The organism is Streptomyces enissocaesilis (assembly GCF_039533765.1).
GTDB classification, from domain to species: Bacteria; Actinomycetota; Actinomycetes; order Streptomycetales; family Streptomycetaceae; genus Streptomyces; species Streptomyces enissocaesilis.
Map to the genome: position 1 here is coordinate 53,525 of NZ_BAAAUD010000026.1, position 23,282 is coordinate 76,806.

Annotated in this window: 20 protein-coding genes and 1 pseudogene; 16 read left to right on the forward strand and 5 right to left on the reverse strand. The window is 68.9% G+C overall.

Annotation, left to right across the window (positions count from 1 at the left end; all coding sequences use genetic code 11):
• Positions 1–166: 166 nt before the first annotated feature.
• The 9 genes from ABD374_RS13030 (at position 167) to ABD374_RS13070 (ending at position 12,027) form a co-directional block, all read left to right on the forward strand.
• Entirely contained in the window at positions 167–2,359 is a 2,193-nt protein-coding gene (locus tag ABD374_RS13030) for an AfsR/SARP family transcriptional regulator (RefSeq protein WP_344494705.1), read from the forward strand.
• A 53-nt stretch (positions 2,360–2,412) separates the two neighbouring features.
• Entirely contained in the window at positions 2,413–2,970 is a 558-nt protein-coding gene (locus ABD374_RS13035) for a tetratricopeptide repeat protein (RefSeq protein WP_344494677.1), read from the forward strand.
• A 440-nt stretch (positions 2,971–3,410) separates the two neighbouring features.
• Positions 3,411–4,838, forward strand: a complete 1,428-nt coding sequence (locus tag ABD374_RS13040) for an aspartate aminotransferase family protein (protein WP_344494679.1) — start codon at positions 3,411–3,413, stop codon at positions 4,836–4,838.
• A 65-nt stretch (positions 4,839–4,903) separates the two neighbouring features.
• Positions 4,904–5,935 carry an NAD-dependent epimerase/dehydratase family protein gene (locus ABD374_RS13045; protein WP_344494707.1) on the forward strand — a complete coding sequence of 344 codons (1,032 nt, stop codon included), beginning with the start codon at positions 4,904–4,906 and terminating at the stop codon, positions 5,933–5,935.
• Positions 5,935–7,185, forward strand: a complete 1,251-nt coding sequence (locus ABD374_RS13050) for an endonuclease/exonuclease/phosphatase family protein (RefSeq protein ID WP_344494681.1) — start codon at positions 5,935–5,937, stop codon at positions 7,183–7,185. The genes ABD374_RS13045 and ABD374_RS13050 overlap by 1 nt, the downstream gene beginning before the upstream one ends.
• Positions 7,186–7,251: 66 nt before the next feature.
• Positions 7,252–8,388 carry a glycosyltransferase family 4 protein gene (locus ABD374_RS13055; protein WP_344494683.1) on the forward strand — a complete coding sequence of 379 codons (1,137 nt, stop codon included), beginning with the start codon at positions 7,252–7,254 and terminating at the stop codon, positions 8,386–8,388.
• Between the two features lie 23 nt (positions 8,389–8,411).
• Positions 8,412–9,434: a UbiA prenyltransferase family protein gene (locus tag ABD374_RS13060; protein ID WP_344494685.1), complete on the forward strand. Its 1,023-nt coding sequence runs from the start codon at positions 8,412–8,414 to the stop codon at positions 9,432–9,434.
• Positions 9,435–9,773: 339 nt separating this feature from the next.
• Positions 9,774–11,063 carry a glycosyltransferase family 4 protein gene (locus ABD374_RS13065; RefSeq protein WP_344494687.1) on the forward strand — a complete coding sequence of 430 codons (1,290 nt, stop codon included), beginning with the start codon at positions 9,774–9,776 and terminating at the stop codon, positions 11,061–11,063.
• On the forward strand, positions 11,056–12,027 hold the full coding sequence (locus tag ABD374_RS13070) for a lysylphosphatidylglycerol synthase domain-containing protein (RefSeq protein WP_344494689.1): 972 nt from the start codon (positions 11,056–11,058) through the stop codon (positions 12,025–12,027). The genes ABD374_RS13065 and ABD374_RS13070 overlap by 8 nt, the downstream gene beginning before the upstream one ends.
• A gap of 422 nt (positions 12,028–12,449) precedes the next feature.
• Here the strand turns inward: ABD374_RS13070 and ABD374_RS13075 are convergent, their stop codons facing one another.
• The 3 genes from ABD374_RS13075 to ABD374_RS13085 form a co-directional block, all read right to left on the reverse strand.
• Positions 12,450–12,770 carry a transposase gene (locus tag ABD374_RS13075; RefSeq protein WP_344494709.1) on the reverse strand — a complete coding sequence of 107 codons (321 nt, stop codon included), beginning with the start codon at positions 12,768–12,770 and terminating at the stop codon, positions 12,450–12,452.
• Positions 12,671–13,090, reverse strand: coding sequence for a hypothetical protein (locus ABD374_RS13080; RefSeq protein WP_344494715.1), 420 nt, complete (start codon positions 13,088–13,090; stop codon positions 12,671–12,673). Before ABD374_RS13080 ends, ABD374_RS13075 begins: the two co-directional genes overlap by 100 nt.
• Positions 13,091–13,172: 82 nt before the next feature.
• On the reverse strand, positions 13,173–13,427 hold the full coding sequence (locus tag ABD374_RS13085) for an extracellular solute-binding protein (RefSeq protein ID WP_344494711.1): 255 nt from the start codon (positions 13,425–13,427) through the stop codon (positions 13,173–13,175).
• Between ABD374_RS13085 and ABD374_RS13090 the strand changes: the two genes are divergently transcribed.
• The 6 genes and pseudogenes from ABD374_RS13090 (at position 13,360) to ABD374_RS13115 (ending at position 17,887) form a co-directional block, all read left to right on the forward strand.
• Entirely contained in the window at positions 13,360–13,554 is a 195-nt protein-coding gene (locus tag ABD374_RS13090) for a hypothetical protein (RefSeq protein ID WP_344494717.1), read from the forward strand. The genes ABD374_RS13085 and ABD374_RS13090 overlap by 68 nt on opposite strands.
• A pseudogene (istB, locus tag ABD374_RS13095) lies at positions 13,551–14,304 on the forward strand (IS21-like element helper ATPase IstB). Before ABD374_RS13090 ends, istB begins: the two are co-directional and overlap by 4 nt.
• A gap of 260 nt (positions 14,305–14,564) precedes the next feature.
• Positions 14,565–15,020: a hypothetical protein gene (locus tag ABD374_RS13100; protein WP_344494691.1), complete on the forward strand. Its 456-nt coding sequence runs from the start codon at positions 14,565–14,567 to the stop codon at positions 15,018–15,020.
• Positions 15,021–15,260: 240 nt separating this feature from the next.
• The gene (locus tag ABD374_RS13105) at positions 15,261–15,623 is read left to right on the forward strand and encodes a YciI family protein (protein WP_344494693.1); all 363 of its coding nucleotides are present in this window, start codon (positions 15,261–15,263) and stop codon (positions 15,621–15,623) included.
• A complete protein-coding gene (locus ABD374_RS13110; RefSeq protein WP_344494695.1) occupies positions 15,620–16,909 on the forward strand; it encodes an RNA polymerase sigma factor in 1,290 nt (429 codons plus the stop codon). Before ABD374_RS13105 ends, ABD374_RS13110 begins: the two co-directional genes overlap by 4 nt.
• A 144-nt stretch (positions 16,910–17,053) precedes the next feature.
• Entirely contained in the window at positions 17,054–17,887 is an 834-nt protein-coding gene (locus ABD374_RS13115) for a transposase family protein (RefSeq protein ID WP_344494697.1), read from the forward strand.
• Between the two features lie 352 nt (positions 17,888–18,239).
• On the opposite strand, the gene ABD374_RS13120 is transcribed toward ABD374_RS13115, so the two are convergent.
• Positions 18,240–21,020, reverse strand: coding sequence for an AAA family ATPase (locus tag ABD374_RS13120; RefSeq protein ID WP_344494713.1), 2,781 nt, complete (start codon positions 21,018–21,020; stop codon positions 18,240–18,242).
• A 246-nt stretch (positions 21,021–21,266) separates the two neighbouring features.
• The gene (locus ABD374_RS13125; RefSeq protein ID WP_344494699.1) at positions 21,267–21,464 is read right to left on the reverse strand and encodes a hypothetical protein; all 198 of its coding nucleotides are present in this window, start codon (positions 21,462–21,464) and stop codon (positions 21,267–21,269) included.
• Positions 21,465–23,147: 1,683 nt separating this feature from the next.
• Here ABD374_RS13125 and ABD374_RS34600 point away from each other — a divergent pair.
• A partial coding sequence (locus tag ABD374_RS34600) for a transposase (protein ID WP_425577229.1) occupies positions 23,148–23,282 on the forward strand: 135 nt, incomplete at its 3' end.

Sequence of the window (23,282 nt, forward strand, 5' to 3'; positions counted from 1 at the left end):
CATACACTGCCACACGTCACGAGAAACGGGGGTTTCTATGTGCTCATCGATTTTGGCCCCGCCTGGAGAGACGGCGGTGTGCAAGGATTTCGACTTCCGGGTGCTGGGGCCACTCGAGGTGGGCCACAGACAGCGCGTGGTGCAGTTACCCGCAGGCCGCTTGCGTGTGCTCCTGTCGTGCCTGGTGATGTCGCCCAACGAGGTCGTCTCCAGCGACACGCTGATCGATCGATTATGGGCAGACACCCCGGTGGAACGGGCGCGCGGCGCGCTGCACACCTGCGTGAGACGGCTGCGCCGCCTGCTCTGCCCCGATCTGGTGCAGACGAGACCCGGCGGGTATGCCCTGCGAGTATCGGTCGACAGAGTGGACCTGCTGCGGTTCCGGGAGCTCGTCCGGCGCTCGGAAGCCGCCGGAGACGACTCCGGCGAGAAGCTGGTTCTGCTGCGCGAAGCTCTGGCGCTCCGCCGCGGCGACCCGTTCGCCGATGTCGCCTCCCCGTGGCTGGACCGCGAGGTGGTGCCCCGGCTGAACGAGGAATGTCTGAGCGCTCTGATGTGCCGCATCGACCTCGAGATGGCGGCGGGACGGCACCATGAACTGATTCCCGAGCTGCGCGAGCTGACGACCGCCCACCCGCTGCACGAGGCGAGCTGGCAGCGTCTGATCCTGGCCCTGCACCGGTGCGGTCGCCGCGCCGGGGCCCTGGAGGCGTACCAGCAGGTCCTCGCGATCCTCCGGGACGAGTTGGCGCTCGATCCCAGCGACGAGCTGCGGGAACTGCACCGGTCCATCCTCGACGGCGGCGCTACCCCCTCCACTGCCGACGGCGCAGGTGAGCAGGAGCCGGTCGCCGGCACGATCGTCCATCCCGCCGTCGATCCACCTGTGCAGTCGCCGTCGATCCGCCCGCAGCAGCTTCCGCCGGGCATCCCCTGTTTCACCGGCCGCACCAGGGAGCTGGCCACACTGGACGGCCTGCTGCCCGCCGAACACGGTCAGTCCGCACAGAGGACGGCGATCGTCGTGGTCGACGGGGCGGCGGGAGCCGGAAAGACCACCCTGGCGGTGCACTGGGCGCACCGCGTGCGCGACCGGTTTCCCGACGGTCAGTTGTACGCCGATCTCCGCGGCTACGGTACGGACGCTCCGGTGGAGCCCACCGCGGTCCTGGAGATGTTCCTGCAAGCGCTGGGCGTCCCCGCGCAGCAGATCCCGCCGGAACTGGACGGTCGCTCCGCGCTGTTGCGGAGCACCCTGGCCGGCCGGCGGGTGCTCGTGCTGCTGGACAACGCGCGCGACTCCGCGCAGGTGCGTCCGCTGCTGCCCGGCTCGCACTGCCTGGTCCTGGTCACCAGCCGTAACCAGTTACGCGGCTTGGCCGTGCGGCAAGGCGCCTACCGCGTCTGCCTCAACTGGCTCTCTGTCGAGGAGTCGGTCACCTTGCTCGCCGGTGTCCTGGGCGAGGACCGGATCGCGGCCGAGCCGGACGCCGCCGTACAACTCGCCGGACTGTGCGCTCATATGCCCCTGGCCCTGGCCCTGGCCGCCGAACGCATCCACCACCTGTCCGGCCAGGGTAACCGGACGGGCTCGGAGGCCGGGCACTCCGTCCTCCCGCTGCACGACCTCGTCGCTGAACTCGCCGTGGAGCGGGACCGGTTGGACTTGCTCAGTGCGGGCGACGACGAGACCTCAGCGGTTCGGGGCGTCTTCTCCTGGTCCTACGACGCACTCGACACGGCCGCAGCCGGCGCGTTCCGCGTCCTCGGCCTGCACTCCGGGCCCGACATCAGCACCGAGGCGGCGGCCGTGCTCATCGGCGTCGGCACGGACCAGACGCGGCGGCTGTTGGAGGGGCTGGCGGACCGGGGCCTGCTGGAGCGGACCAGCCGGTACCGGTACCGATTCCACGACCTGATGCGCCTGTACGCGGCGGAACGGGCTGAGGCGGAGGAGAGCGAGCCGACCCGGCTGGCCGCGTTGCATCGGGTCCTGTCCTGGTACATGCACACCGCCGATGCGGCCGAGCGGATACTCAACCCCGGCCACCAGCACCGTCCGCCCGACCCGCCCGAGGAGGGCTGCGAACCGCTTGCCTTCTCCTCGCACGAGGAGGCGCTGCGGTGGTGTGAGACAGAGCGCGCCAACCTGATGGCCGCTGTCCGGCTCGCCTTCGAGGTCGGCGAGACACCATCGCCCGGCGGCTCGACGACCGTCCTGTGGGGCTTCCTCAACCTGCGTAAACACCGGGGCGACTGGATCGAAAGCCACAGAGTGGGCCTCGCCGCTGCCCAGGCACAGGGCGATCGGTACGGCGAAGCCTCGGTGCTGACCAGCATCGGCCTCGCCCGGTAGGACCAGCGGCGGCTCACCGAAGCGCTGAAGCGGATCGAGGAGACGCTCGTGCAATGACGCGAGATCGGGGACCGCTGGGGGAGGGCATCGCGCTGACCAGCCTTGGCCGGGTCCGCAGGAACCTGGGTGAGCCCGGGCGTGCGTTGGAGCACCACGCGGAGGCTCTCGGCATCTTCGAGGAGATCGGGGACCACTGGGGGCAAGGCATCGCCCTGGCCGGTCTCGGCCGCGTCTGTCAGGAGCTGAATGAGTCCGAGCGTGCCCGCGAACACCGGCTAAGGGCGGTCGGCGTCTTCCGGAGGATCGGGAACCGCCGGGGGCAGGGCATCGCGTTGCGGAACCTGTGCCTGACGTACGCCGTCCTCGGCCGGCACGAGGAGACCATCGCCTGGTGCCGACGCGCCCTCGCCCGTTGCCACGAGACAGGCGCCCGGCACACCAGGGCCCGCATCCTCAACCCGTTGAGCCGCGCCCTGTGTGAGACAGGCCGGTCGGAGGAGGCGCGGCAGGCGTGGGAGCGGGCCACAGCCATCTTCGAGGAGCTGGGGGACTCGAACGCTGCCAGAGCAGGCGGTCTTCTCGGTGCGGCAGCGGTCGGCGCAGGCTGGTAACGCCGTCATGTCGCCGACACATGCCTGTCACCGGCTGCGAGGTTTCTGACAGCGGCCCTGTGCTCAACTGAGGCATCCGCGAAGGGGAACCGAGCCGCACACTTCCAAGGCACGGCAAGAGTCTTGTCCGCGGGGCGCCCGGTCACACATCCCCCGGGCCGAGGGACACGGGAACGGGGGCACATCCAGCCACAGGTACACGGGGGTCCCTGATGCCCGGGGCCGTAACTCTCTGAAGCTGTCCGGAAGACGCGGCGGTGAGAGCGGCGGGGACGGACGGTAGCCGGGACAACCGGCCTCCCCGGATTCCCGGCCCGTCGAACGGGGTGGCGCCGGGTCCGGAATCTCGCGGACGAGGGCCGCAGTGACAGCGACGGATCAGGGACATGACGCCTTGCCGTAGATGTCGGAGCACCCAAAAACATCGATCGGAAGGGCCCATGACACATCTCATCAGCCTCGAAGAGGCCGAGAAGCTGGACGTCGAGCACGTGCACGACCTGTACCGCACGTACATCAACAAGAGTCAGGTCCGGCTGATGACCTCCTTCGGCTTCGGCCGGGAGCTCGTCGACCACGCCGAGGGCGCCTACGTGCACACACGTGACGGCCGCAGCATCCTGGACTTCACCGGCGGTATCGGTGTCCTCAACCACGGACACAACCACCCGCGCATCCTTGCCGCCCGCCAACGCTTCCAGGAGCAGCGGCGCATGGAGGTGCACAAGACCTACTTCTCGCCGTACCTGGCGGCGCTGGGGCACAACCTCGCCGCGGTCCTCCCTGGTGACCTGAACCGTTCGTTCCTGCCCAACTCCGGGGCAGAGGCGGTCGAGGGCGCCGTCAAGCTCGCGTACAAGTACCACGACGGGAAGCGGCAGACGATCCTGCGCGCGGACTGCAGCTTCCACGGCAAGCTGCTCGGTTCCGGCGGGCTCACGGGCAGCGCGCAGAACACCTTCGCGTTCCCCACGATCCCCGGCATCCGCACCTTCGAGTACGGCGATATCGCGTCCGTCCGCAAGGTGATCGAGGAGACCCGCGGCGAGCGCGGACGCAGCGACGTGTACGCGCTCCTGATCGAACCGTTCAGCGCGTCCACGATCCGCTGGTGCTCCGAAGAATTCCTGCGTGAGCTGCGTGAGTTGTGCACCGCCGAGGACATCGTCCTGATCTTCGACGAGATCTACACCGGCTGGGGCAAGACCGGCAGCATGTTCCACTTCACCCGGTACGAGGGCCTGGTGCCGGACGTGGTGACGACCTCCAAGTCGTTCGGCGGCGGTAAGTCCTCCGTCTCCGCGTACGTGGCGCGCGAACCGGTCTTCCGCAAGGCCTACGACAACATGGCCGACGCCATGATGCAGAGCACGAGTACGACGTACTACGGCTTCGGAGAGGAGACCGCGACCGCCATCGAGGCCGTCGCCGTGGCGGTCGAGGACGACTACCCGGCACGCGCCCGCGCGCTGGAGGCCGTGCTCCGCCCGGGACTGGAGCGGCTCCGCGAGCAGTACCCGCAGCTGATCTCCGAAGTACGCGGCGCCGGCGCGCTGTTCGGGGTCTTCCTCTCCGGCGGCCCCAAGGTGCTGGACCTCATCGGCAAGCTGCCGGCGGGCGATCTGGCCAAGGACCCGCTGATCCGTACGAAGATCGTCACCGCCGCAGTGATCCACACCCTGTACCGCAAGCACGACGTGTACACCTACAACACCCTCAACGGCCGGAGCCCGCTGGTCGTGAGCCCGCCGCTGGTGGCGGAACCGGAGGACGTCGAGCGGTTCCTGGAGGCCCTGGACGCGACGCTCGGCGAGGGCATGAACCGGCTGCTCGCCCGCTTCGTACGCGAGCGGGTGAGCTCGTGGTGAAGGACACGGACGCCCCCGACGCCCCGCCGTCGCGGGAGAGTTCGGGCCTCCCCGTCCATGTCGCCGTGACCGGCGCGGCCGGTGTGCTCGGCGGTCGTCTCGTGGACCGGCTGCTGGAGTCGGGCGCCCAGCTCCGCGCGTTCGACCTGCGGGAGGTGCCCGCGAAGCCCGGGCTGAAGGCCTTCACCGGCGACATCCGTGATCCGCGGGCGCTCGCCGAGGCGTTCGAGGGCGCAGACGCCGTCGTGCACTGCGCCTCCGCGCTGCCCAGCTACCCCGAGGCCGACATCCGGTCGATCGTCGTCGACGGCACCACCACGGTGCTGGAGGCGGCCCGCGCCGCGGCGGTGCCGCGGGTGGTGCACATCTCCTCCACCGCCGTGTACGGGCTGCCTAAGCTGGTGCCGACGCCCGAGGAGCACCCGCGCGAGCCCGTCGACCCGTACAGCCGCGCGAAGGCGGCGGCGGAGGAGGTGGCCGAGCGCTTCCGGGCGGACGGGATGTGCCTGCCGGTGATCCGGCCCAAGACCTTCGTGGGGCCGGGCCGGATGGGCCTGTTCGACATGCTCTTCCAATGGGCCGAGGAGGGCCGGCACTTCCCCGTGCTCGGGAAGGGTGACGTCCGTATCCAGATGCTCGGACTCGACGACCTCGTGGACGCGCTGCTGGAGGTGCTGCGCGCCCCGGACGACGTGGCCTGCGACACGTACAACATCGCCGCCGCCGAATTCGGCACGCTGCGCGAGGACTTCCAGTGCGTGCTGGACGCGGCCGGACACGGCCGCCGTGTGGTGCCGCTGCCCGCGGGACCGGCGGTCGCCGTGCTGCGCACGCTGGAGCGGACGAAGCTGTCCCCCGTGTACGGCCGGCTGGTCTCCAAGCTGCTCGCCGACTCGTACGTCAGCGTCGACAAGGTCCGCGACAAGCTCGGGTTCCGTCCGCGACTGTCCAATCAGGACGCCGTGCTCCGTACGTACGAGTGGTGGCGCACGCAGCGCGCGGCGGCCGCGGACGCCCCGGCGGGCAAGGGTGCCGGACGGACCAGTACGGACCCGTGGAAGCAGGGCGTGCTCGGACTCGCGAAGGTGTTCTTCTGATGGCCGCTTCGGACGCACCGGGCGGCGACTCGTCCGCACGCACGGCCGACGGGGCCACGGAGCGGGAGACCGCACCGGAACCGGCACAGGAGCCGGAGTCGGCGGGGGAGCCCGCGGGTGAGGAACCCGCCGCCCGCCGCTGGTGCTGGGGAACGCGACTGTTGGTGGCGGGCACGGCGCTCTGGACGGTCCTCCTCGTCCTGCACATCACGCTGATCGGCCGCTGGCGGCCGTGGCTCGTCGTCGAGATCGTCCCGCCGCTGACCGCGGTGGTGGTGCCTCTGCTGCTGCTCGTAGTCGTACCGTTCGCGGCGCCGGTGCGCCGCTGGCTCTCCGCGGTCCTGGTGCTCCTGCTGCTGGCCGGGGCGCATCTGGCCGGCTTCGGATGGACGGGCACCACCTCGGACAGCGCCCGCGGCACGGAGGTCAAGGTCTTCGCCTGGTCCACGGACTACTGGCAGATGGCGGCCGGCGACAAGGACGCCTTCTACGACTTCCTGCGCCGCCAGGACGCCGACGTGTACCTCCTGCACGAATACCTCAACTGGAACTACTCGAACCGGGACGAGCAGCAGATATGTACCAGTCCTGTCCGCATCGACGACACGGACCGGCTGCGCACGGAGTTTCCCGGCTACCGGCTGCTCGTGCAGGGCGAGTTGCTCACTCTGACCCGGTTGCCCGTCGTCGCGGCGCCCGATCAGCGCGTCCCGGCCAAGGGTGAGGACTGGTACTGGAAGGGGTCGAAGTCCCAGCGCACCGATATTCGCGCGGGCGGGCGCACGGTCTCCTTCTACAACGTGCATCTGCCGATCCGCTTCCGGCCCTGCGACATCCGCTACGGATGGGACCGTTTCCGCCAAGCCTCCAAAGCCCAGGAGGACTGGTGGATCAGGGAGCTGCGCAGGCTGCGCTCGGATCTGGGCAGCAACCCCCACCCGGCCGTGGTGGCCGGCGACTTCAACGCGGCCTGGATGGATCGCCACCCGCTCGGAGCCGGTACGCGGCCGCACGACCCCGACGGCTCCCTGTTTCCCGCCGGCACCTGGCCCGCCTGCGAAGGCTCCTGCTCACTGCCCCGGCTGTGGCGCGTATTGCCCCAGCTGTGGCGTTTCGACTGGCTGTTCACCAGCGACGACCTGGCGGTCTCCAGCTACCAGCTCCGCGGCGGCGAGGCCCTCTCGGACCATGCGGCTCAGAAGATACGCCTGGTCGTCCCGCGCAAGGAATCGTCCGCGCACGCCCGATGACGTCCCGTACCGGGACCGCATCGCACCACTCACGCGCCACATCCCACGACGAAGGAAGGGAACACCGTGCTGCAACCCGACAGGTTCGACGTGACGGTGATGCTCGACTACTACACGCCGTACGTCAGCGGGCTGACGGAGGCGGCACGACTGACCGCGGAAGGGCTCGCCGCGCGCGGCTGGAAGGTCGCGGTCGTCTGCTACCAGCACGACCCCGAGCTCGCCCGGCACGAGGTCGTCAACGGCGTCCACGTCTTCCGGGCGCCCGTGCTCGCGCGGATCAGCCGGGGCTTCATCAGTCCCCAACTCGTCTTGTTGGCAGGGCGGCTCGCGGCGCGCTCCGACATCCTGCACATGCATCTGCCCAACCCCGAGGCCGGGTTCGTCGCCGCGCTCAGGCGCCGGGCCCGGCTGGTCGTGACATACCACATCGACGTCTTCCTGCCCGACAACCCGGTGAACCGCTTCGGGATGTGGGCCGTCGACCAGACCTGCAAGTCGGCCGTACGCAAGGCGGACCTGGTCATCACCAACAGCGAGGACCAGGCGCACGGTTCGCGCATCTGGCCGACGATCCGGCGCCGCCGCCTGGCCCCCATCTCCTCCCCGTGCGTGGACCGCAACGGCGGTACGCCCAGCATGCGGGACGGCGACGGGCTGCACGTCGGCTTCATGGGCCGGATCACCGTGGACAAGGGCATCGAGTACCTTGTCCGCGCCTTCCGCTCCCACGACGACCCCGACGCGCGGCTGCTGATCGCGGGCGACTACGCGACCGTCGCGGGCGGCAGCAACATCGACCAACTGCGGGCCGAGGTCGGCGACGACTCGCGCATCCGCTTCACGGGGCTGCTGCGCGGCGAGGCCGTACGGGACTTCTACGCGTCGATCGACGTGTTCGCGCTGCCCTCGATCTCGGAGTCGTTCGGCATCGTCCAGGTCGAGGCGATGATGGCGGGCATCCCACCCGTGAGCACCGAACTCCCCGGCTCCCGCTACCCGGTGGCGGCCACCGGCTTCGGTCGGCTCGTACCGCCGCGCGACCCGGACGCCCTGCGCGAGGCGATCGTGGAGCTGGCCCGGATGCCGGCCGAGGACCGGGAGGCGGGACAGGAGGCGGCGACGAAGCTCTTCGGCGGCGACGCCTTCCTCGACGCGCACGAAGAGGCGTTCCGGCAGCTCCTGAGCGGCAGCCGGTCGTGAAACGGCCCGGCGGCGGGGACACCATGGGGGAACGGCGCGGCCCGGCCGCGGCCGCCGTGCCCGGTCAGCGGCAGGTCGTGCCGCCCATGGCGCTGGTCCCGGAATCCGTTCGCTCCGGGAGCGGTGCGCACGGTCCGCCGGAGGACGGCCCGTGCCTCGCCGCGGCACCCCGGACGCGGATACCCGCGGCGCTGGTGCTGCTGCGCCCCCGCCAGTGGGTGAAGAACGTCTTCGTGCTGATCGCGCCGTTCGCGGTGGACCCGGCGGCGGTCCTGCGGAATCTGACCTGGGCGCTGGCGACGGTCGTCACGTTCACGGCGGCGTCGGCGGCGGTCTACGTCCTCAACGACTGGCTCGACCGGGAGCAGGACCAGCTGCACCCCGTCAAGCGGCACCGCCCGCTGGCCTCCGGGAAGGTCGGACCGCTGGGCGCGCTGCTGCTGGGCGCGGGCTGTCTGGCGACGCTGGCGACCACCGGAGCGCTGCTGCCCCTGCCCGTGCAGGCCGCCGTCGGCGGGTACGCGGTGCTCAACCTGGCGTACTGCCTGCTGCTGAAGCACTACCCACTGGTCGACGTCAGCATCGTCGCCACCGGGTTCGTGCTGCGGGCCGTCGCGGGCTGCCTCGTGGTGGCGGCGCCGTTCAACCCCGCCCTGCTCATCTGCGTGTACTGCACCTGCCTGCTGATGTCGCTCGGCAAGCGGCGGCACGAACTGGAGACGGCGACCCTCCCGGGGCAGGCGGCGGCGCAGCGGCCCGCCCTCTCCGGCTACTCGGTCCCGCTGCTCGACCTGCTCATGGCCGTGCTACTGGCGGCCACGCTGATCAGCTACGAACTGTTCGTCCTCTCCGTGCCGCATCCGCACAGCTCCGTACTGGCCGTCGTCACCGTGCCGTTCGCCGTCTTCGCCCTGTGCCGTTACGCGCAGCTGCTGGTGGTGGACCGCAGCGGCGGCGAACCCGGTCAGGACGTGCTCACGGACGTGCCGCTCCTGATCAACTCCGTGCTCTGGCTGGCCTGTCTGACCGTCGGCCGAGCTCTGTGAGCAGACCGACTCAGTCCGAGCCTGCATGCATGGCCCGATCCTTCAGCGCGACCCGGGAGCCGTACGGCGGACCGGCGCTTACGGGGAGTGGCCTGACCGGCCCTCAGCGGTGCGTGTCCCCGAGGCCGATCAGACGTCCTCGATCCGGCGGAGCCGGCGGAACTCGTGCGGGCCGTCGAACGGCTCGCACCACCGGCCGTGCACCCACTGTGGCCGAGAGGTCACAACCCCACCCAGGAGGGCTGCGAAGAGAGGATGGTCCACTTGAGTCGCCCAAGCCCATTGAGTCGCCCGAGCCCGGGCCTCGGCACCGCCCCACCACGCTCCCCGCTGCGGCGGGTGGTAGTGGTCTGTCACCAGTACCCGCCCTGGACCGTGGGCGGCCTGGCGGAGTACGCGCAGCGGTTCGTCCAGTGCGTCCAACGGGAGCGCGACGACGTGCCACTGACGCTGTACACCCTGAACTGCCCGGAGAACCTCCCCCGTTGGGAGCAGAACGGCTCCGTGACGATCCGGCGGCCCTGGCTGCCGCGCTGGCTCAAGCGGCGCATCGTGGCGCCGAAGAACCATCTGGCGCCCAGCGGCCGGGCCCTGTTCGCCCTCTCCCTGCTCGCCTTCAATCTGGCGACACTGCCCACGCTCGTGCGAGCCCGCCGGTCGGGCACGGTGGTGGCCGTGCACGACTGGCAGAGTGCCGTCGCCGGAATTCTCGCGGCCACCGTGCTACGGCTGCCCGTGGTCTATCACGTCCACAACACCGAGATGACCATGGCCGAGCAGCCCGATGTGACCGATCCCTTCCGGCTGATCGAGATCAATCAGCGGCTGCTCGCCAGAGTCGCGGCCCGAATCGTCGTGCCCACCCCGGAGCTGGGGCGACTGGCCGTCGCGCACGGCTGGCGGGCGGACCGCATCGACGTCGTCCCGCACGGCTGCGAGACCAGCGCCGTCCCGGCCGACCGGAACGCCGACGACGCGGAGCTCGACCACGAGCGGGAGCGAGCGCGAAGCGGGCTCCGCGCGGAACTCGGGCTTCCCCCCGACGCTCCGTTGTTGGTCTTCGCCGGCCGGCTCAGCTCGGTCAAAGGCGTGCCCACGCTGCTGCACGCCCTGCCCGCGATCGCCCGCCGCCACCCCGGCGTTCAGTTGGTGATGCTCGGCGTGGGCCTCGCCGGCACGGACCAGGACGCGGCGGTGGACCGGCTGGTCACCGAGCTCGGCATCGGGGACCGGACGCACGTCTACCACCGCTATCTGCCCCAGGAGGATGTGCGACGCCACTATCTCGCCGCCGACGCCTGCGTCTTTCCCTCCCGTTACGAGCCGTTCGGGCTTGTCTCGGTCGAGGCGATGGCCCTGGCGGCCCCGGTGGTGCTCGGCTCCGGCTTCTCCGCGCTGATCTCCGAGGACGAGGGCAGGGGCGGTCAAGCGGCGCTGCGGATGCGCGGCCACACCCCCGACGAACTGGCCGCCCTCGTCTGCCAGTTGTTGGACGATCCTGCCGCAGCCGCACGGCTGGCCGCCCGCGGCCGGGCCCACGCCCGTCAGAACTTCCGCTGGCCGGACACCATCACCCGCACTCTCGGCCTGTACGAGAGCCTGACGCGCCGGGAGCCCAGTCGTGGATGACACCAGCCGCCGCGGGTGGCGGCCACGCTGGCGGCCGCTGGCCGGCTGTGCACTGGCCTGCGTCATCGTCGCCGGGCTCGTGCTGGCCCTCCGTGGACAGGACTGGTCAGCCACGCGCCCCATGGTGACCCTCCAGGCGCTGCCCTTTCTGCTGATCTCCTGCGTGGTCAACGTGGCAGCACTGCTGTGCGCCATGATGTCCTGGCGCAGCGTCCTCGCCGATCTCGGGCATCCCTTGCCCCGCCGCACCGCCGCCGGTGTCTACTTCGTCGGGATGAGCGCCAAATACGCGCCCGGGGCGCTCTGGGTGGTTCTCACCCATGCGCGGCTTGCCCGAAATGTCGGTGTCGGAGCGCTGGTCACCGTCGCTGTCTGGCTGCTCAACATCCCGATCGTGCTGCTGACCGGGATGGTCGTCGGGAGCCTGGCCGCGCCCTCGATGCTCGGCGACTGGAGCTGGCTGCTGCTGCTCCCGGCCGCGTCGCTGGCCTTCGTACTGGCGCGGCCGTCGGTGGTGGGCCGGGCCGCGCAGGCGGGCGCCCGCCTGCTGCGCCGGGAACTGACCACATCCGGCTCGGGACAGCAGATCCGCGCGGCCATCGGCTGGCAGCTCGCCTGCCGTCTGGTCTCCGGCCTCCATCTGTGGCTGCTCACGCTCGCCATGGGCGCGCCCGTGGGACAGTCTCTGGTGGTCAGCATCGGAGCGTTCGCGCTGGCTACGGGGCTCAGCTCGGTCGTCGTGGTACTGCCCGACGGCGCCCTGATCCGGGAGATGGTCCTGATCGGGACACTCTCCCAGGTGCTGCCCGTCACCACGGCCACAGCCGTGGCCGTGGCCAGCCGCGCCGTCTGCCTGCTGACGGATCTACTGGTCAGCGCCGTGTGCGCGCTGACTATGGTGTCCCGACGCCGGCGCCCCGAAGCCGTCACGGACGGTGCCACCGAGCTTCCCCGCTCGGGGTGACGCCGGACGGCAGGCACGTATTCGCCGGCCGCCCTGGGCGCGGGGAACTGTGTGACCCTCTGCCGCTCAGCGTGTCGGTCAAGCCATGCTCGACGGGGGCGCGTTCGCTGGAGATCAGGCGGCTGGCGGTCTTCTCGGCGTCGGTGCGCGGCTTGCCGCGGGTGGCCTTGCGGCCGGTGTGATCACGGGGTCGTTGTCGGGTTGGTCGTCGAGGACGACGAAGCCGAGGTCGATTCAGATCAGCTTGCTGCGGGGGTCCGTCAGGGCGAGGAAGAGCAGGCCGTTGGGTAGGCACACGTGGTCGGCGGATTCGCGGGCTGACTTGTGGGAACGGCATGCGGTGCTGCCGGAGGCAGGTGTCCACGGCTCCGTGATAGGGCTCTTTGAAATTGGCTCTGACCGAAGTTCCATGAATCCGCAGGTCATGGGTGGGTGAGAATCCTGGTCCGGAGGAGTTCGAAAGAAGCCCGGCCGTACATGGCTCTCTTGAGAGTTTTGATGCGGTTTACGTGGCCTTCGACGGCTCCGGAGCTCCAGGGCAGGGTGAGGCCGGCGGTGACGGCGTCGAGGTCGTGGCGGAGGGAGCCCGCGAAGCTCTGTATCGGTTTCGGGCTGTCCTGCTCGGCTTGGCGGATCCATTGCGTCAGCAGGTGACCGCGCCGGTCGCGGACCAGGTCGACGAAAGTGCGGGCGAGGTCGCAGGCGCGGGTGATGTCGGGGCAGGCGAGCCGGACTTCGAGCAGTCGGTCTTCCTGGCTGTCGCTGAGGGCGTCGCGGGGAGCATGATCCAGGAGGTGATCTTGCGTGGACTGGGGATGTCGACGCGGACGGGTTCGGCAGTGCCCGCCCGCAGGGCGGCGAGATACTTGCGGGCGACCTGGATGCTTCCCCGGTAGCCCCGCTCTCGTATCTCCAGGAACAGGCGCTTGCCGTCGGCTTGGCCGAGGGATTCGGTGAAGTGGGTGTTGAGGTACGGCTTGAACGGTTCCAGCACTCCGTTCGGGCGCCGTTCGCCGGCGGAGGCGAGCAGTTTGTCGATGCCGGTGTCCCGGAAGCGGCGCACGGTCTTGCGGTCCAGCCTGGGCGTCGGTGACCTGTCCGCCCGCGGAGTTCACCGCCTCGGAGAAGTTGACGGTCAGCCCCTCTTACTTCTCGAACTGGCCCCCGTAGCAGGACATCCCCTTCTGCTTCGGCAGGATCTTGTCGCGGACCTCGCGCATCTCGTCCCAGGTCTTGGGCGGCTCGATGTTCGCCTTCTCCAGCAGGTCCTTGCGGTAGTAGAGCATCACGCCGTCCGAGGTGTACGGCATCGCGAATAACTTGTCGCGGCACTTGACCGTGCCGTTGATGGGGCCGAGCGTCTGGCCGAACGGGAAGGACCTCTCGGATATCTCGTCGATGCACGAGTGGCGGCTCGCGCACCTTCCTGCGGACACCAGGCCACTGCCCTCGGTGGCCCCCTACGACCAACTGCTCCGTCGCCGTCGCACCAGCGGCGGCGACCACCGTGAGGGAGAAGCACAGTGACCCTGCCCCGCCAGCGAGGCTTGACCGAGCAGGCCGCCGACGCCGCCATCGACAGCGCCTTTCGGCTTCTGCGGTTGCCGTCGATTCGCAACGAGTTCTCCGACATCGCCGACCGGGCGATGAAGGACCAGATGACCTACCGCGGCTTCCTCGCCGAACTGCTGATGACCGAGTGCGACGACCGGTCCCGTCGCCGTTCGGAGAGGCGGATCAAGGCGGCCGGATTCCCGCGGGAGAAGTCCCTGCGGGCGTTCGACTTTGTCGCGAACCCCAACATCGACGCGGCCACCATCCACACTCTCGCCAGCTGTGAGTGGATCAAGAAGAGCCAGCCGCTCTGCCTGATCGGGGACTCCGGCACTGGCAAGTCCCACATGCTCATCGCCCTGGGCACCGAAGCGGCCATGAGGGGCTACCGAGTCCGCTACACGCTCGCGACGAAACTGGTGAACGAGCTGGTGGAAGCGGCCGACGAGAAGCAGCTCAACAAGACCATCGCCCGCTACGGCCGTGTCGATCTTTTGTGCATCAACGAGCTCGGCTACATGGAACTGGACCGCCGCGGTGCCGAACTCCTCTTCCAGGTCCTGACCGAACGCGAGGAGAAGAACAGCGTCGCCATCGCCTCCAACGAGTCCTTCGGCGGCTGCACCAAGACCTTCACCGATCCCCGCCATCGAGACCGGCACCGACTCCTACCGCCTCGCCAGCACCCGAGCGCGCGCTGAAGAGCCCGCCAAAGCCAGCTGACTTGTCAGACCGCCTCTGCCTGATGCCGGTTAAGGTCGGCGGATGCGCCAGTTCATGGAGACCGAAGCGATGTCGGGGATCGTGCGTGACGCACTGAGCCTCCGCCAACTTGAACTCGCAAGTCAGGGAGCTGGTGTGACCGGTTGCCGGGGTACTCACGCTGGTCGTGGGCGGCAGTCCGCGGAGTAGATCATCTGGCGGATTGGTCGGTTCGCTGGTTCCTGCCCGCTGCGGCCGGACGGCCTTCTACGATCCGATGCATGCTGGATCCCGAGCTGCTGGAGCGGATCACCGCGCGGCGTGCGGAACTGGACGAAGTCGAAGAACAGCTGGCCAAGCAGCTGGCGGAAGTGCGGACCGAGCGGGACGAACTCGCTGTGGCCGAACGGGCCCTTGAACGGATGAGCGAGCAGCTCGCCGACGAGCGGGCATCGGCCGCGCCGACGGCCGGGCAGGTGGGCGGACGGGCGGTGATGCTGATCCCGCACTGCACATCGGGCGTAGAGGAGGCCACGCTCCCGCCGGACTACCAGCGCATCCTCGCCGCCGTGCGGCAGGCCGCCGGGCCGGTCATGGCCCGGCAGGTCGGCGACGTGCTGGGGGTGGACGTCAGCGTGCGGGCCAAGCTGGAACCACTGCGTGGGAAGCTGCTCAGACTTTCCGACCGCGGCTGGCTGCGGAAACTATCCGACGGCCGGTTCACCACCCGTCTGTGATCAGGAGCCGGCGCACAGGTCTGTCTGTCTGCCGAGCCAGGTGCACGCGAGTGCACAAACGGCTGCCCCCGTCGAGGAGGGGCCAGGTAGGTTGATCATTTGTGTCGCGGGGGGACAGCCTTCGGCCCCGCGGAAGAAAAGTTGAAGAAATTTGTCGTCGGATGTCGAGAGCTCGTTTCTGGCTCCGACTGAGGGTGACAGCGCGCCGACGGGGCGCGCGGGACTGAGGGGACGCCCAAGATGAAGTACGTCGCGATGATCTACGGCAACCAGGCCAAGTGGGACTCCTTCCCGGCCGAGGCATGGCCGCAGGCCATCGCCAAGCAGGAGGCGTTCAACAAGAAGTACCGGGAGACCGGGGAGCTTCTGGGTGCCTACGGCCTGGCGGATGTGGACAACGCTCAGCTCGTGCGCCGCAAGGACGGGGCCCCGGCGGTCACCGACGGGCCCTACCTGGAGACCAAGGAGTACATCGCCAGCTTCTACCTGCTCGACTGCGAGAGCCAGGAGCGCGCTCAGCAGATCGCGGCGGACATGCCCTTCGCCGACGTGGAGCCGGTCGAACTGTGGCCCGTCCTGCACGAGTCCGCGGCGGACATGTGAGCGTGGATCACGGCGTCGAGGACCTGCTGCGCGAGCTGGCGCCGCAGGTCCTCGGCGCGCTGCTTCGCCGGTACGGCACCTTTGACGCGTGTGAGGACGCCGTACAGGAAGCCCTGCTTGCCGCAGCGCTCCAGTGGCCCGCCGAAGGAACGCCGGACAACCCGAGGGGCTGGCTGGTCACCGTCGCCTTCCGCAAGCTGGTGGACCACGTGCGCAGTGAGCAGGCACGACGGCGCCGTGAGGACCGCATCGCCCTGGCCACCCCGCAGGCGGAACTCCTCAGCCATCCCGCCGACGCCGAGCCGGACGCCGACCGGGATGACTCCCTCGCTCTGCTGTTCCTGTGCTGCCATCCAGCGTTGTCCGCGCCCAGCCGGATCGCTCTGACGCTGCGCGCGGTCGGCGGCCTGACCACCGCCCAGGTCGCTGCTGCCTTCCTGGTCCCGGAGACGACCATGGCCCAACGCATCAGCCGGGCCAAGCAGACCATCAAGACCTCCGACCTGCCGCTGAGCATGCCCGAGACAGCAGACCGCGGCCAGCGGCTGGGCGAGGTGCTGCACGTGCTGTACCTGATCTTCAACGAGGGATACACCACCACAGACGGCGCCGACCTGACCGCGCCCGCTCTGTCGATCGAGGCCATCCGGCTCACCCGGCTGCTGCACCATCTGCTGCCCGACAACGCCGAAACGGCAGGATTGCTGGCGCTGATGCTGCTCACCGACGCGCGCCGCCCTGCTCGCATAGGCCCCGACGGCAACCTGGTGGCGCTGGCAGAGCAGGACCGCGGCCAGTGGGACCGCCGGCTCATCGCCGAGGGAATCGACCTGATCAGCAAGACCCTGCCACGGGGACAGATCGGCCCTTACCAGCTACAGGCCGCCATCGCCGCCGTCCACGACGAGGCCGACCATGTCGACACCACGGACTGGCCGCAGATCCTCGCACTGTACGAACTGCTGGAGCACGTCGCTCCCAACCCGATGGTCACGCTCAGCCGTGTGGTCGCCCTCGCCATGGTGCACGGTCCCGCCGCCGGACTCGAGCTGCTCGCGACCCTGCAACCCGACAAGCGCATGGCACGCCACCACCGCCTGCTCGCCACCAGAGCCCACCTCCTGGAGATGCTCGGTCAGCACGACGCAGCGGCGGACGGTTACCGCGATGCCGCCCGCCGGGCCACCAGCTCACCGGAACGGCGCCACCTCGCCTCCCGCGCAGCACGACTCTCACCAGGATCGAGTTTGGCCAGCAACGTCCGAGCTGCCAGTACCAACACGTAGCTCTGGCATCAGCGCTGCGTACCTGCGGATGCCCACGCCGACACCAGGGACGCTGCCGCCCGGTGCGGTGCGGTGCGGTGCGGTGCGGTGCGGTGCGGTGCGTCGCGTGCGTACCCGTGCGCCCCCGACTGCCGTTGGGATTGTGTGACGAAAACCAAAGAACGCGCCGAGGACACGTGCCCGCTCATTTACCAGTGCCGTCTGCCGCTGTCCACGCGCACCGTCAGCCACCTCGCCGGTCTGCTGCGACGCCATCTGAAGGCGATACGGTCCAGGTGGCGAATCCTGCCGCCCAGGAGGATCGCGTTGATCGTCCTGGCCATACTGCGCCACGACCAGCGCCTGGCCGACATGGCCGCTGGCAACAACGTGTCCGAGTCCACCGTCCGCCGCTGGCGCGACGAGCTGATCACCCTGCTCGCCGCCCAGGCACCGCGCCTGGACCGCGCCCTGAAGAAGATCGCCAAGCAGGGCGGGGAGGTAGTCCTGATCGACGGCACCCTCATCCCCACCCAGCGCCGCACCGGAAAGGCCGACCGGCGGAACTACTCCGGAAAACACCACCATCACGGCCTGCACTTCCTTGCCCTGACCGACGAGAGAGGCCGGCTGATCTGGATATCCGCCGCGCGGCCCGGACGCACCCATGACATCACCGCCGCCCGCCACGACCACATCCTGGCCCACCTGCGCGCCGCGGGTCTCGGCGCCCTCGCGGACCTCGGCTTCCGCGGCCTGGACAACGACGTACGCGACCCCGTGATCGTCACCGGCTTCACCGCCACCCGCACCCACAAGCTCACCACCGGCCAGAAAGACGCCAATCGCGTCCTCGCCACCGGACGCGCGCCGGTCGAGCACGGCTTCGCCCATCTGAAGAACTGGCGGATCCTCACCAAACTCCGCACCGACCCTGCCCGCGCCACCCAGCTCCTGCGCGCCCTGTTCGTCCTGACGAACCTCGAAGTCAACCGCTGACAGACGATCTACTCCGCAGACTGTCTCCAGCGACCAGCGTGGGCACCCAGAGCACCGGTCACACCAGCCCTTTGACCCGCGACTTCAAGTTGGCGGAGGCTCACTGACGCGCAGGCGGCCCGCCGCATGAATCCGAGCAGCGACATGCGCACGCTGGGACTGCATGCCGTGCGGCGGGTTCCTGTGCTTTCATGCCGACAAGCAGCCGCGCCGAGAAGCACAGTCGCCACATGGGGTACCTGCAGGCTCCAACGGCGCGTGGGGGCACGGCACGCGCACACCCGCCGCAGACTGCAGCGTGCCGAGTGCACGGCCTGCGCCTGGCGTCGGCGTTAACTGGTGGCTGGTGAAGTCACTGCGGGGTGGAGGCGTGCTCGCTGGGAGGCAGGACGTCCCCCAGCTGGCGGCGGGAGGTGATCGAGAGCTTGGCGAAGACCTTGCGCAGGTGCCACTCGACCGTTCGCGGGCTGAGGAAGAGCCGGGTGCCGATCTCCGGGTTGGTCAGGCCGTCCCGCACGAGCAACGCGATTTGCCGCTCCTGCGCCGTCAGTTCCTCGCCGGACGAGGCCTCGATCGTGCGGTTGCCGATGCGCTCGCCCGTAGCGACCAGTTCACCGCGGGCCCGCTCGGCGAACGCCTCCATTCCGATCGACACGAACATCTCATACGCAGTTCGCAACTGCTCTCGTGCCTCGCCACGCCGACGGCCTCGGCGCAGCCACTCGCCGTACAGAAGATGAGCACGCGCCAGCTCGGGGCGCAGCTCTGTTCGGCCCAGCCGCTCTATCGCCTCGCAGTAGAGATTTTCCGCGCCGTCTTTGCTCACCAGTGCCCGGGAGCGGGCGAGCACGCCCAGCGCCCAATCCGTGCCTGACGGCGCTGTCGCCTCCGTCAAGTCCTGCAGTGCCGCACGAGCAACGTCAGTGTCATCGGCACGCACTGCTGCCTCGATCAGTTCGGGCAACGCCCACACCGACACCCACAGCTCGGCCATCTGGGTGCACACCTCAGCCGCTGCCAGCGCCTGCTCATAGCGGCCCAGGCCGTTGTACAGGACCGCGGCGGCCCAGTGGGCGACGGTGACCCCCATCAGCTGACCGCTCGCGCCGGCCTCCTCGGTCGTGGCGGCGATCAGCGCTTCGGCCTCGGCCGCCCGGCCTCGCAGAGCGCTCAACCTGAGCTCGACATGCGGCGCGATGGGCACACCCGTTGCCGCGCACACGTCCTTGATCTCCGTGACGATCACATCCGTAGCGGTGAAGTCCCCGGTCCAGGAGATCGCAATTCCAAGTGATGTCAGGGAGAACGGGAGCTCGGCCAGGGCGCCGGCAGCCCGCGCTTGCTCCACGACCCGGCCGACCAGCACGCGCATGGCTTGCTCATCCCAGACGGCCGCGCTGATCCCGTTGGCCACCCAGACCCAGATCAACGCATCGTTCGCCGAAGGGTTCGACAGCGCCGCCAGCGCCTGCTGCAGTACAGGCATCGCGGCGGCGCGCCCCTCGGTGACGAGCAGCGCACAGCCCTCCAGTACCAGATCGACCGCGCGCGGTGCCCCGGCCCGCGCCGGAAGGGCCCTGGCCGCCTCGGAGATCGTCCGCAGGCTGTCGGAGTGCACGGCCAGCAACGCTGCGGCACCCCACGCGACCAGATAGGTCTCGCGTGCGAGGTCCATGTCGAAGGGCTCCAGCCGCTGTGCGGCCCTCAGCAGCAGCGGTGGCGCCTCCTGGTTGAGACCGGCCGCGAAGATGATCCGACTGCGGATCAGCTGCGCCCGCACGTGCTGCAGCTCGTTCTGGGCGGCCCGGTCGGCGACCTCGGCGAACCTGCGCGCAACGTCGAGGTCACCGGCCTGCAGGGTGGCTTCCGCAGCCGCCACCGATCGCTCGGCACGTCGCGAGGTGTCCTCCGTCAACGCCGCGCACCGCTGCAAGAACGCCGCTGCGGCGGCCAGTCCGCCGCGCGCCTGCGCCCGGTCGGCGGATCGTTCCAGTTCCGCAGCGACGGACTCATCCGGCGAGGCTGTTGCCGACGCCCGGTGCCAGGCTCGACGGTCCGGGTCGGCCTGCGGGTCAGTGACCTCTGCCAACGCCAGATGCGCCGCCCGGCGGTCGACGCTTGACGCCGACCGGTACACCGCCGACCGCACGAGTGGATGACGGAACGCCACGTGTGCGTCCAACGACAGCCATTCCTGCACGCCTTCGGCGAGCGTCTCCTTCGGTGTCAGGCCGAGCCGGTCGGCCGCGCCCCACACCAGAACGGGGTCGCCGACCGGCTCGGCTGCAGCGATCAGCAGCAACAGCCGGGCAGGTTCGGACAGAGCGCTGATGCGGGTCAAAAAGCTCCGTTCGATCCGGCCCGGCAGCGTGTCGGCGCGCAGCAGACCGAACCCGCCCGCCATCTGCGTCACCGTCAGCCCGTGCGGCAGCTCCAGCAGGGCGAGGGGGTTGCCCCTGGTCTCGGTGACGATCCGATCGCGGACTTGCCTGTCCAAACGTCCGTGCGTGACCGAGTCCAGCAGGGTGTGCGCATCGGCGTCCCGCAGACCCGTAATCTCCAGTTCCGCAAGACCGAACAGCTCCTTGGGCCTCTCCCGTACCCCGAAGACGATAGCGACCGACTCCGCCAGCAGACGGCGGGCCACGAAGCCCAGTACCTGCAACGATGCCTGATCTACCCACTGCGCGTCATCGATTACGCACAGCAGAGGATGCTCTTCCGAAGAGCTCGACAAAAGGGTGAGCACCGCCAACCCGACCAGGAACCGTTCGGGCGGGTCTCCCGCCCGTATCCCGAACACCGTCTCCAGCGCCGCGCGCTGCGGACCGGGAAGCTGTTCCAGGCGGCTGAGCAGCGGAGCGCACAGCTGATGCAGCGTGGCGTAAGCCAGTTCCATCTCCGACTCGACACCGACGGCACTGAGTATCTGCATGCCTGCGGCCGCATGCTCCGCGTACCGCAAAAGCGCCGACTTCCCGACTCCCGGCGCGCCGTGCACCACCAGTACGCGGCTCTCACCGGTGTCGACGGCCGCAAGCATCCGATCAAAGACGGCACGCTCTGCGTCCCGCCCGAGCAGCACGACGTTCTCGTCCTCGCCGTGGCCTGTGCTACGCCTCCGCCGATCCATCGTCACCGCCCTTATTTCCTCAAGCCGCTGCTCAGAGCCATCTTATGCGTGCTGGTAAGTGGTCTGAAGTGGCCCGATCCTGCCGGTGATCTTGAGAGTGCAGAGATCGCCAGGAATTCGGTCAGGGGATCGGCTGCTGGTCCTGGAGATCGCATACCTCCACGAAAGGTGCATCTGATGGACAGGTATAGCCGGGGGAGTGGTCCAGAGACGACAACCCGGCGCCTTCGGTGACGGACACCGGGGTCACCCCTCAAGGCTGGCGACCAAGTGGCCGTGCTTGTCCTGCACAAGCAGCACAGTGATCTGCTGTTGGGACACGCGGATGTGCAGGGCGGAACCGTCCGCAGTGGCACGCAGGCTGCCCACGGGCAACCGCTGGCCGTCCGCGTCGGCGGTCATCAGCCGGTAGGTCTGCCCGGGGTGCAGCCCGGACAGGATCACCGGTACTTCGGTAACCAACTGCGCGGGACCATCCGCCCCTCCCGGGACAGGGTCACCTGCGCGGCGGAAGCGCCGCGGTCACCGCCGTTGACCACCGCCACCGTCACCACCGCACAGCAGGCCAGCCTTACGGCCGCCGCCGCAAGTGCCACCCGGCAACGGCCACGCACGTACGACCGCCTAGGCCGGGCCGTTGTGCTGGGAGGCGTCCATGACGGGCCGGCGGGAGTGCAACCGCCCTGACCGCTACGAAGATCAATGGGCGCCAATGCGCCCGCGCACAGCCTCCAGTCCCGGTCAGCGGTCGCCGGATCCGTATCGACCGGGGCCAGGAGGACAGCTGCACGACTCCAGTGAACGACGGCGTCACTGACCCGACCAGCCGGGCCGCCGACCTGCCCACCATCAGCGCCGGAAAAGCAAAAGGATCCACCGACGCGGACCCTCGCGAAAGAACGAGGCTAAAGCTGTGACAACAGCCGTGCTTCGGCCCAGCGCGTACGCCGCAGCCAGGCGCCCGTTTTGGGAGGCGCGTCATGCACATTATGTCGAGCACATGCCGGCTACCGGGTACGCCGACACGGGGGGTCGTCTCGATCCGAGGGATTCCTGCCCCGTATTGAGGGGCATCGGAAACCGCAGGCAGGCACTCTGGTGCAAGCCGGGATGACGGGGCAACGAGCGTAGAAGCCAGACAGCCGACCTCGTCCTAGCCATTGGAAATGGGTGTGCCGTTACCTCACCCGAGGAGATAACCAAACCCCAAAATACTTCGGCGCCCTGCGTGTCATGACGAGTGTGAGAAAGAGGAAAATACCATGCCCCAGACCGGGCGTACCCTCGAAGATACCTGCGGCTCCCAATCAACTTCATGTTCTGGTATTTCCATCGAGTATGCCGCGTTCCGGCAGCTGAACTACGCTGCATACGTGGATTACGCCCATGTCAGGACAGGAAACCAAGAAACCGCAATGCGGTGTGCTGACATCACCTTCGACAAGTTGTGGACCATATGGCAGACCGCACTACGGGAGAGTCCGGCTGCCCGAGGTTGGGAGCTGCTGCGTGAGCAGGTTGAAGACCTGTCCACCTGTAGCTCAGGACATGACTGGACGGCCCATTGTCTACTGCAGGCGGATAACGCCGACGCCATACTGCTGCACCGCAGACTGGGATTGTCCGTAACCGAGGCAGCAGGGTTGATGGGGCTGCCGGATTACGCTGTACGCGGCCTTCTGCGCACGAGCGACCGCATGCTGGGCGCGCTCCCGCCATGCTTGGCACCTTTGGTCGCAGAGCTCGTCGGGTCATAACTCTTTTACGGGCTGCTCATATAGTTTCTCCACTGCACTGCCCACACTGGTGCAGGACGATGCGGGTAGTCTGCGCGCCGGGCGATGGACGCGGCCGCCCGCCTCCTTGAACACCAAGGGGCCTTCGAAACGGTCGAAGAGGATCAATAAAAGCCGCCGGGGGAACCTCGCAACCGAAACTGCGACCGGTAAGCAGGATGTTCCAACCCTGCTTTGTCGGTACCCAGTAACGGTGCATTGCGAAGATTTCTGGCATCCGTTCGCTTCGCACTCTGTGAGTGCGAGAACTTAAATAGCTGTTTAAGGTTCCCCCGAGATGCGGAGCATGTTGACAGCAGGTCAGATGGTTCTCATGAGAGGAACATCGGCCATGGCTGCTCCCAGGAAGTACTCGCTCGAATTGCGTGAGCGTGCGGTGCGGATGTCCCGCACCTCGGTCCCGAAGCCGCAGATCAAGAAGCTCGCCGTCGATCTTGGTGTGCACCCCGAGGCTCTGCGCGGCTGG